The organism is Vicinamibacteria bacterium, from assembly GCA_035620555.1.
Taxonomy (GTDB): Bacteria; Acidobacteriota; Vicinamibacteria; order Marinacidobacterales; family SMYC01; genus DASPGQ01.
The window spans coordinates 1-10,362 of record DASPGQ010000686.1; the positions used below are offsets into that span (position 1 = coordinate 1).

Here is a 10,362-nt window from a genome sequence, read left to right on the forward strand (position 1 = left end):
TGGCCTCATAGGGCGTCGAGGGTTGCACGACCTTGAGGCCGGCTACGTGAGTGAACCAAGCCTCGGGATTCTGGGAGTGGTAAGGACCGCCGCGAAAGCCGCCCCCCGACGGACCGCGAAACACCACGGGAACGGGGATGCCCCAGCGGTAATAACATTTGGCGGCAAAATTCACGATCTGATCGAAGGCGCATGCGATGAAATCCGCGAATTGAAACTCGACCACCGGCCGAAACCCCATGATGGCGGCGCCACAGGCGGCCCCGGTGAATCCCGACTCCGAGATCGGCGTGTCGATGACGCGCTCCTCGCCGAACTCCTCGAGGAAACCGCGCGTGACCTTGAACGCGCCTCCGAAGACGCCGATGTCCTCGCCAATGAGGAATACGCTCGGGTCGCGGCGCATCTCCTCGCGCAGGGCCTGACTGATGGCTTCCAGATAGGTGATGACGGGCATCGAAGCGAGCGCGCAGGATTTCCTAGGCAGACTTCGGCAGGCCTCGTCGAGCAACCTGCTCGAAAACCTCGCAGAAATAGTCGAGCTCGTCCATGGTGGTGTAGAGATTCGGGGTGATCCGCAGCCCCCGATACTCATCGTGGTTGATCGCGGTGACGATGATGTGGTGTCTGTCCCAGAAGTAGTCGACGAGATCGTCGGGAGCGACGTTCGTGATCTCGACGTTGCCAATCGCGCAGCTCATTTGCGGATCCAACGAGGTGTGGAGCCTGACGTTGGGGAGCTCCATGAGCCGCTTCGCCCAGTAGTCTTTCAAGTACCGGAGCCTCGCCTCCTTTCGATCGGAACCGATGGCGTTGTGGAAGGCCAGAGCCTCTCCCGTCGCCAGATAGGGGGCGAGCGAGTGGGTCCCGATCTCCTCGAACTTTCTTATGTCGGCATTCATGCTCTCTGGCGCCGCCATGAGAGGCCAGATCTTCTCGATCTTGTCGCGCCGCACGAAGAGCATGCCCGTTCCCTTGGGCGCCAGCAACCATTTGTGGAGGCTCGTCCCGAAGTAATCGCAGCCCAGCTCCTCGCGCTTGAAGGCGAACTGGGCGAAAGAGTGGGCTCCGTCCACCATGACCTCGATCCCGTGCTCACGGGCGATGTCACACACTTCCTTGACCGGGAGGATCTGGCCGGTGAGATTGATCTGATGCGACATCAGGATCATCTTCGTCCTGGCGGTGATGGCCCCGCGGAAATTCTCCACGATCTCGTTCATGGTCCGTGCGGGGGTGGGGATGGTGATGTACTTGATCTCGATGCCCTCGCGTCTTTGCCTCTGATCGAGAGTCGTGCGCATCCGGCCGTAGTCCTGAGTGGTGGTGACGACTTCGTCACCCGATTTGAGGTCGATGCCGAGGAGGAGAATCTCCATCGCCTCGGAGGTGTTCCGCACCAAGGCGATCTCCTCCGGGTCACAGCCGAAGAGGCGGGCGAGGCCGTTGCGTACGGTCTCTCGGCGAGGCGGTAGCAGACTGCGAAGTACGTACGAAGGTGCTTCCTCCTGCTGCCAGATATAGTCGATGAGCGATTCCGTCACGACTCGAGGTGACGGGCAGGTATAACCGTTGTTCAGATCGATCAGGCTTCGGGAGATGCTGAAAGCCTGCTGCACGTCCCGCCAATAGGATTCGTCTCGAGCGACCTCTTCGGGCACGAGCGAGGCGACGCGGCCCGTAGCCGCCTCCACCCGCGCGGTCTCACCCGGGTCGAAGATCGTGGTGACGCCTGCCGCTCCGAGTCCCGCGCCCAAGGTCTGCAGAAACCGCCGTCTCTCCATCGCGTGCTTCCTCCGGTGCGCGAGCGTATCACGGCTGAAGAGGGAGCGCAGCTAGAGCCAGAACTCCGTCCGGATGAACCGGATGATGTCGCGGGTCAGAATGTGGCCCATGAAGCTCATGCCCGTATAAATCTTGGCCACACCGGTCATCCCCGGTTTCAATAGCCTGTCGCGGTTGTCCACGTAGGCGCGGATGAGAATCTTGGAAGACCCCTCGTCCGGAGTCGCCACCGGGGCGATCTCGTCGACCACCGCGTGGAAGCTCTCGGTGGGGTACCCGCGGACCTTGAATTTCACCGCCTGTCCGTGCTGCACCACATCGATGTCCTTTTCCGACAGGGGCATCTCCACGACGACCCGCTCGTCGTTCGCGATCTCGCAGACCTCGGCGCCCTCCTCGAGAAAGTCCCCTACCTTCTCCTCGAAGCGATAGGTCGTTAGAGTGCCCGCGATCGAAGCGTAGATCTTCGTTCGCCGGAGCAAGTCGTCGAGGCGGGCGAGCTCGGCTTCTAGCTTCTCGATCACCGCTTTCTGCGCGCCGGGATCCCTGAGATGGTAGACTTCCATCTGTTCACTGCGGCTATCGGGGCTCGACTTGCGCGCGAGCTCCCGTTGGGCTTCGGCCTCGCGACGGCGGGCCTGTGCCCTCTCGAGGGCGTCTTTGGCGCGATCGAAGGCGTCCTGGGAGATGAGCGCCATGGTCCAGAGGTCTCGCGCGCGGTCGAACTCGCGCGCAGCGGCTTCCTCTTCGGCTCGCGTGGTCTCGAGCGCGCGCTCCTTTACGCGGATCTCCTCGCGGAAAGTCGGATTCTGTTTCGCAAGGAGTCGCAGCTCTTCTGTCGCCTGCGCGAGCTCCGCCTGTTTCGTGAGACGCTCGAGCTCGAGCTCTCTTGCGTCGTACTCGAGAATGAGATCCCCCCGTTCGACGCTCTGGCCTTCGGCCACGTGAATCCGGGCGACACGCCCCTCTGCCGGAGCCCGCACGATCTCTCTTTGCTGGGGCAGAACCCGGAGATCGGACGCGATACGGAGAGGCCAGGGGAAGAACACGGCGACGAGGCCGACCACGCCCCAGACGAGCAGAAACCGCGGTTTCTTCTGCTGGCCGAGCTTCTCCCACTTCTCGCGGCCGGCCTCCTTGGCCGCAGTGGCGGCGGTGAAAGCCGGTTTGTGTAGAAGACCCACGAGGCCGATGGAGAACGCCGCGAGAGCGTTGGGGCCGAAGGTGTCGTAAACGTAAGCTCCCGAGTAAGTCACGATGGCACCGACGAGAACGGCGGTGTAGGCGAGAGCGGTGACACCGAACAAGGCGAGGAAGCGGTCACCTGGAAGCGCGAGGATGCGCCTTTCCGTCAACTCGGCCGGAAGCTGGGGCACTCCCACACCCGCCAACCGCTTGATCGTGCGACCGACGCCGGCGAGCGCCTCTTTTCTCAGATTGTGGATTCCGAGCCAATCCGAAAGCATGAAGTAACCATCCATCTTGATGAGTGGATTGAAGTTGAAAAGACTCCGAACGCCGCAGACCGCGGCGACGACGAAGAGCACCCTGGACGCGAAGGTTTCCGGCGAGACGATTCGCCATGCCAGAACCGAGACCGCCCAGATGACGAGCTCGAAGAAGCCCCCGGCGAAGAAGACCCAGATCCGCTCTCGCTTCCGGGGAAAAAGATAGGTGTCGCTCACGTTGCAGTAGAAACACGGCAGGAAATAGAGCAAGAGGAAGCCCATGTCTGTCACCCGTCCGCCGAAATGACGACACGTCAGCCCGTGGGCGAGCTCATGCAGCGCCGACACGCAGGCCACGGTGACGAGGACGAAGAGCAACCCCTCGAGGCTCACCGCGTTCGCGAGACCGAAGCGTAGCTCGTCGCGATTCGACACTGCCACGAGGCAGGCTGCGAGGACGGAAACCGAAGCGGCCGCGACGAAAGAGGCTCCGAAGGCGAACCGGACCTTGGGGTAGAGCCAATCGAGGAGGCGTTCCGGGCTCGCGAGCGGTACACGGATCGAGAAAACGCTCGCCCATCCGCCCGATCTCTTTAGCTTTCGCGGTGGTGGTGCGGCGGGATCGACGAGGAGCCCCAGCTCGCGGAATTTCTCCGCGAAACGCCGGAGCACGTCATCCGAAACGAGAACCCGCTTCTCCTCGGAGGCCCGCCGGCGGATCGTCTCGAGGGGAGTTCGGCCGTCGAATTGAGAGATGAGGAAGTACTCGAGCGGCTTCACTCGGAAATAGCGATTCTCTACCGGGTCCTTGAGGATGTAATAGGGGCTCCCGTTCTCGTCGACGGGCTCCACCGTGAGGTCCCGTCGAAGCGCGAGATGAGCCTCCGGGGGACTCGCACCCGGCACCCGGCACGTGAAACCGCACCGAGGACAGCGGATGGCGGCACCAGGGCGCTTGCCGCCTTTGGGATACGACTGCTGGCAACGCTTGCAGCTGATGTCTTCTGACACCTCTCCCTCCGTCTGTGTTGGCCGACGGCGGATTGGGCCGTTTTATGAGGGCGACATTCTAGCTAAAACAGCAGCCGAATGGAAAGCTGGAACTGCCGGGGGGCAGCCGCCTGAACGACCTCGAGGAAGTCCGGGTGGGGGAGGGGTCCCGCCCCGTAGGTGCGGAGGATTTGCCTGGGGTTCAAGCGATTGGCCAGGTTGAATACGTCGAACGTCGCCTCGATCCCGCGAGTCTCGTCGAGATCGAACCGCTTGCCGAACGAGAAGTCCAAGGTGGCCACCCAAGGTCCTCGGAAACTGTTGCGCTCGAAAAGGCTCCCGCTCTCGACCCCGCGCTCCCTGAGCTTTCGATCCCCGTCGAGATCGCGTCCGACTCTGGGGTCCACCGGGCTTCCCGACCGCACGCGAAACAGGCCGCTCAGTCGAATCCCCCAGGGCGCTTCCCAAACACCGTTCAAAACGAGGGAATGCGGGAAGTCGTTCGACGCGGTGCCCCATTCCAATCCCGGGCGAGCGGGGTCGAGGGGAAGCGACTCCGCTACCCGGTAGTCGTCCCCATCGTCTCGAGCGCGGGACCAGTGATAGACGGCTTGCATCATGTAGTGACGGGCGAAACGTTTGGTGGCATTGAGTCGTATGCCCCAGAATCGGCTCGTCCCCGTGGATTGGAGGCGGTAACGATCCCCGAGTCCGGGATCCGGGCGGGTCGCGTCGGCCTCGAGAGCGCTGCGGGAACCGGCTTCGCTGTAATCGAAGAAGGCTGGCGCGTTCTCGTCGAAGGGGCGGATGAGGTCGTCTCCGCGGATGTGGCTCACTTCGAAGGCCAGCGAGAGGGCGGGCATCACTTCTCGCTCGACGCCGAAAGTGAAGTGTTGCGCGAGGGGCGAGCGCCTCGCGCCGGCGACGTAATAATCCGGGATCGTGCGCTCGGCCTCGCTCGCGAGCGAGGTCGCGAACGTGGCCATGCCACCGACGCCGTACAGGCGCTCGAGAGAGTCCACGATGGAAAAGACGAAACCGTAGAAGACGCCGTAGCCGGCGCGGACCGAGGTTCTCCCATCGCGGGTCGCATCCCAATGGATGCCGAGTCTTGGAGCGAAGTTGTCGTTGTCGGGAACCGAGGTCTCTTTCTGAAAGCGAGCTCCGAGGCTCGCGGTAACGAAGGGTGTGAGCTGCCAGTCGTCCTGAACGAATATCTGGACGTGGCTCTCGCTTCGGGAAAGACTGCTCTCGAATCCGGCCGGCGTCTCGCTTCTCCAGAAGAGAATGGGTTCGCCTCCCGCTTCGGGGGGGAAGACGAACGCGCCGTCGCCCAAACGGTCGAGCTGACTCTCGCTGCCGATGCGGACGAAGCGGAAGCCCACTTTGAGTCCGTGGTTCTTCCTGGAGAAAGAGGTCGTTTGGCCGATCTCGACATGATCCTCATCGACCTTCTCGAAGCGGGTCGGGTTGCCGATGTTGCCGAGAAGCGGGTGGAGCAAGGCCGCTCCAAGGGGTGGAGGACCCGAGCTCGCCCGAAAGCGCTCCGAAGCGAAAGCGACGCGAAACTCGGAGAGCGCCGAGCCCAGATCCGAAACGAGGTTCGCCCGAACGGCCACGTCGTCGTTGACGGTGTCCACCGCGTTCTCGAAAATGTCGAATCCTCCCACACCTTCCACGGCGGACTGTCCGGACAGAATCGCGGTGACGCCAAGCTGGTGGCTCGAATCGAACGAGTGCGATAGCTTGCCCAGAAAACGCGACCGATCCTCGGGAAGCTCGAACAGGCCGCGAAACCGTCCGGCGTCGAACGGCGCCGTCACGACGACGTCCTCGTGCTGGTTTCGATAAGCGAAGCTCGTGAAGAAATGCGTTCTCTCTCGACGGAACGGCCCGCCGAAGGTAAAGCCGACGTCCTGCCGATCGAGCGCGGTCTCCGCTCCCGTCAGTGGATCGGAAGCGTCCCAGCTTCCTGGCCTCACGTAGAGGAAGGCGGTCCCGTGGAAGTCGTTCCCGCCGGCTTTCGTCGTGGCGCTCACGATTCCGACCGGCGTGTGACCGTACTCGGACGAAAACTGCCCGCTGAGCACACGAAACTCCTCGATCGGCTCGAGACTCGCATCGACGAGGGCGACTCCGTGCTGGTCGCGGGTGTTGTCGAGACCGTCGAGCTCGAAGCTCGTGTAATGGGTAGCCTGGCCGTTGACGGAGATGAGCGGAGCGTCGGTCACGAGCCTGGCCCCGGGCGCGGCCTCGGCACCGTCTCGAGCGCTGCCATCGAGTGCAACGAGCTCCAGGTAGTCGCGCCCGGCGAGGGGAAGCTCCCGGAGTTGTCGATCCTCTACCGAGCGGCCGACCTGAGCCTGGCTGACGTTGACGAGCGGGGCCTCGCCGGTGAAGGTGAGAGACTCCTGAACCGAGCGTAATCGCAGAGTCACGTTGAAGACGGGTTTCGTGTCGGCGAAATACCGAAGTCCCGCATACCTCGACGTCGCAAAGCCATCGGCGCTCACCTCGAGGGAGTATTCGCCCGGTGGAAGGGACGGGAAATCGTAGCGTCCCGAATCGGTCGTTCTCGCCGTTCGTACCCGCCCGCTCGCCTCGTGCACGAGCGTCAGCGTCGCGCCGGAAAGGGGTATTCCGGGTTCCTGGAGCACCGTGCCCGAGAGCTCGAACGTGGATGCCCAGATCGTGGCGATCACGAGGACGCCAAGCCCGCTCATGGCGGGCCAGTCTATGCCGGTGTCGGGACGCGATTCAATGCAGTGTTATACTTCGCGCCACACGTCGGCGCTCGCTCGAGAAACGTCTCTCCTTCTGACTTGTCGGCGTTCTCAACAACTCCAATCGCATCGAAAGGAGGCAATGTCGTGAACATCGAAACCATGTTGCCGAGGCTTGCCGAGCTGTTCGGCCCTCAAGTCATAAGGATCCTTGCTGCCATCCTCGTGCTGTTCGTTGGCTGGCTGTTCGCGCGGATGGCGGCCTGGGGGGTCCGCAAGGCGCTGCTCAAGACGACAATCGACAACCGCATCAGCGCTTGGATTCTCGGCGACGAGAAAGGCTCTCGGTTCGAAGTCGAGCCCTGGGTCGGGAGAATCGTGTATTACGTTCTCCTCGCGTTCGTGATCCTCTTGTTCTTCAACACGCTTCAGCTCACGGTCGTCAGCGAGCCGTTGCTCACGCTTCTGAACCGGGTCTTTGGCTACTTGCCACAACTATTCGGGGCCGGCATTCTACTCGCCGTCGCCTGGATCATCGCCGTCTTCGCTCGCAGAAGCGTACGCGCTGCGGCCAGCCGGTTCCGGCTCGACGAGAAAGTCGGGGGAGAGGCCGGTTTGAAAGAAGGGGCGGAGCCTGGACTGGGCAAGTCGCTCGGTGACGCCATCTACTGGCTCGTCTTTCTCCTCTTCCTTCCCAATATCCTCGGAGCCCTCGAGTTGCAGGGGCTGCTCCAGCCGGTCCAATCGATGGTGGATCGACTGCTGAGCTTTCTGCCGAACGTTTTCGCCGCCCTCGTCATCCTGGGAATCGGCTGGTTCATCGCCCGGGTGGTTCAGCGGATCGTGACGAGCCTGCTCGCCGCGGTCGGTGTCGACCGCTTCGGAGAACGGATCGGCCTCGGTGAGAAAGCGGGGACGAGGAAGCTCTCGGGACTCATCGGTCTGGTCGTGTACGTCTTCGTCCTGTTCAACGTTCTCGTATCCTCGCTCCATGCGCTCTCGCTCGAAGCCATCACCGCCCCGGCGACGAGCATGCTGACGCGCGTACTCGAAGCGATTCCCCTGATCTTCGCCGCTTCCATTCTGGTAGCCCTCGCGTTTTATGTGGGAAGGCTCGTGGCGCAGCTCTCGTCGAACGTGCTCGCCGGAGCCGGGTTCGATTCCATATTGTTGAAGCTCGGCCTGGCGAAAGAAGGGGGTGTCAGCTCCGGGCGCCGACCGTCGGAGCTGGCAGGGACATTGCTTCTCACCGCCATCATGCTGTTCGCCTCCATCGAAGCCGCGGGTCTTCTCGGGTTCGACAATCTGGCAACTCTAATGTCGGGGTTCTTGTCCTTCGCCGGCCAGCTCGTGCTCGGAATCATCGTGTTCGGCGTCGGGTTGTTTCTCGCGAATCTTGCCGCGCAGACGATTCGCGCGAGCGGCAGCGCCCAGGCGGGAATCCTGGCGACCGCGGCGCGGATCGGGGTCCTCGTGCTTTCGACAGCGGTAGCGCTGCGCCAGATGGGTATCGCGAACGAGATCATCGAGCTTGCGTTCGGGCTCGTGCTGGGATCGGTCGCGGTCGCCGCGGCCATCGCCTTCGGTCTCGGAGGTCGCGAAGTGGCCGCGAAGCAAGTAGAAGCCTGGCGAGAAAGCCTGCGGTAAGATGGGCGTTCTTCCATGGGCTCACCCTTCGTCATCGAGCATCGAATTCCCTGGTCGGACGTGGATCTCGCGAAGCTCGTGTATTTCCCGCGCTATTTCAGTTACTTCGAGATGGCCGAGCTCGAGTGGATCCGGCAGCACGGCCTGAGCTACGAGAAGCTACTCGAAGAGCTGGACATCTGGATGCCTCGGGTCGCGGCCCACGCGAACTATCGTTCACCCGCTCGCCTCGCCGATCCGATCGCCATCGAGATGCGGCTCGGGCGGTTGGGCCACTCGAGCTTCACTCTGGGCTTCGACGCGTTGCTCCTCCCCGAGCGAAAGCCGGTCGCCGATGGGTACATCGTCATCGCGACCGTCGCGCGTTCGAGCTATCGACCGACGAAGGTGCCGGAGAAACTGCGAGCGCTCCTCGCGGAGCTCGAGACGCGGGATGTGGCCAGGTGACGCCGGAGGCATTTCGGAGGCGTTTCCCCATTTTCCAACGGAAGGTGTTCCTGAATAGCTGCTCCAAAGGGGCCCTGGGAGATTCCGTCGAAGCGGCCTACGCCGGATATCTGCATTCGTGGAGGTCCTTCGGCTCCCCGTGGGAGGAATGGGTCGAGGTTCTCGAGCGAGCCCGGGCGCGCTTCTCCGCCTTCATCGGCTGCTCGGCCGACGAGCTGGCGCTCACGTTTTGCGCCTCGACGGCGGTGGGAAGCCTCGCGAGCGCGCTCTCGTTCGGTGGGGCGAGGAATCGAGTCCTGCTCGATGATTTCGAGTTCCCGACCGTCGCCCACAACTGGCTCGCCCAGCAAAAGCGCGGGGCGGAGATCGTGCGCCTCCGCGGCGTGGACGATCGAATGCCCCCCGAGTCGATCGAGGAGGCTCTCGACGAGCGCGTGCTCCTGGTGCCGGTGTCTCACGTGTGCTACCGGAACGGTTACCGGCAGGATCTGGGGGCGGTGGTCGAGGCCATCGGACGCGTCGGGGCCTATTCTTTCGTCGACGACTATCAATCGACGGGAACGCGCCCGCTCGATGTCACCTCCCTGGGCTGTGACTTCCTCGTCTCCGGTGCGCTCAAATATCTGCTCGGCTCCTCGGGGCTCGCTTTTCTCTATGTCCGCCGCGAGCACATCGAGCGACTCGAGCCCCTGCTCACCGGATGGTTCGGACAGGAGAGACCGTTCGATTTCGATATGGAGCGCGTCACCTATCATCCGAGCGCGCGACGCTTCGAGACGGGAACCCCTCCGGTGCCCAATCTCTACGCCGGGCTCGCGGGCCTATCCCTCATCGAAGAAGTCGGAGCGGAGAGAATCGCGGCGCACGTGGAGAGGCTGGGCACGAAGTTGATCGACGGCGCCAAGACTCGTGGCTTTCGTGTCCTGACTCCGGAAGAGCCGGAGAGTCGCGGCCCTCTGGTCGTGCTCGGCTGCCGTGACGGTCGAAGACTCGTGGAGGCCCTCGCCGACGAGAACGTCGTCGTTTCGGCGCGAGGACCCGGCCTCAGAGTCAGTTTTCACTATTACAACCTACCCGAAGACGTGGACGCGCTCCTCGACGGGCTCGAGCGCCACCGCGCCTGGATGGGCTAAGCAGGCTGATGAAAAAGTACAGTCCAGCCTGCGCGAGCGGAGCGAGCCCGGCGCGCTTGCCGCGCCGTAAGCAGCCCGAGCCGTGGCGGCCGATCGAGCGCGGGTCCCGCCACGGCATTGAGCACTGAAAGGCTGATGAAGAAGTACAGTCCAGCCTGCCGAGCGGTAGCCAAAACCTCTGCCGCGAGA

Annotated in this window: 7 protein-coding genes; 3 read left to right on the forward strand and 4 right to left on the reverse strand. The window is 63.1% G+C overall.

Annotated elements, in window-relative coordinates; all coding sequences use genetic code 11:
- The 4 genes from VEK15_27750 to VEK15_27765 form a co-directional block, all read right to left on the reverse strand.
- A partial coding sequence (locus VEK15_27750; protein ID HXV64523.1) for an alpha-ketoacid dehydrogenase subunit beta occupies window positions 1–457 on the reverse strand: 457 nt, incomplete at its 3' end.
- 22 nt (window positions 458–479) lie between these two features.
- Window positions 480–1,784 (reverse strand): aminotransferase class V-fold PLP-dependent enzyme, encoded by a 1,305-nt coding sequence (locus VEK15_27755; protein ID HXV64524.1) that lies wholly within the window; start codon window positions 1,782–1,784, stop codon window positions 480–482.
- A gap of 51 nt (window positions 1,785–1,835) precedes the next feature.
- On the reverse strand, window positions 1,836–4,244 hold the full coding sequence (locus tag VEK15_27760; protein HXV64525.1) for an efflux RND transporter periplasmic adaptor subunit: 2,409 nt from the start codon (window positions 4,242–4,244) through the stop codon (window positions 1,836–1,838).
- Between the two features lie 62 nt (window positions 4,245–4,306).
- On the reverse strand, window positions 4,307–6,946 hold the full coding sequence (locus VEK15_27765) for a TonB-dependent receptor (GenBank protein ID HXV64526.1): 2,640 nt from the start codon (window positions 6,944–6,946) through the stop codon (window positions 4,307–4,309).
- 147 nt (window positions 6,947–7,093) lie between these two features.
- On the opposite strand from VEK15_27765, the gene VEK15_27770 reads away from it, so the two are divergent.
- The 3 genes from VEK15_27770 to VEK15_27780 are packed head-to-tail and all read left to right on the forward strand — an operon-like array spanning window position 7,094 to window position 10,173.
- On the forward strand, window positions 7,094–8,593 hold the full coding sequence (locus tag VEK15_27770) for a mechanosensitive ion channel (GenBank protein HXV64527.1): 1,500 nt from the start codon (window positions 7,094–7,096) through the stop codon (window positions 8,591–8,593).
- Window positions 8,594–8,608: 15 nt separating this feature from the next.
- A complete protein-coding gene (locus tag VEK15_27775; GenBank protein ID HXV64528.1) occupies window positions 8,609–9,040 on the forward strand; it encodes a thioesterase family protein in 432 nt (143 codons plus the stop codon).
- A 44-nt stretch (window positions 9,041–9,084) separates the two neighbouring features.
- Window positions 9,085–10,173: an aminotransferase class V-fold PLP-dependent enzyme gene (locus VEK15_27780; protein ID HXV64529.1), complete on the forward strand. Its 1,089-nt coding sequence runs from the start codon at window positions 9,085–9,087 to the stop codon at window positions 10,171–10,173.
- The last annotated feature ends 189 nt before the right edge of the window (window positions 10,174–10,362 follow it).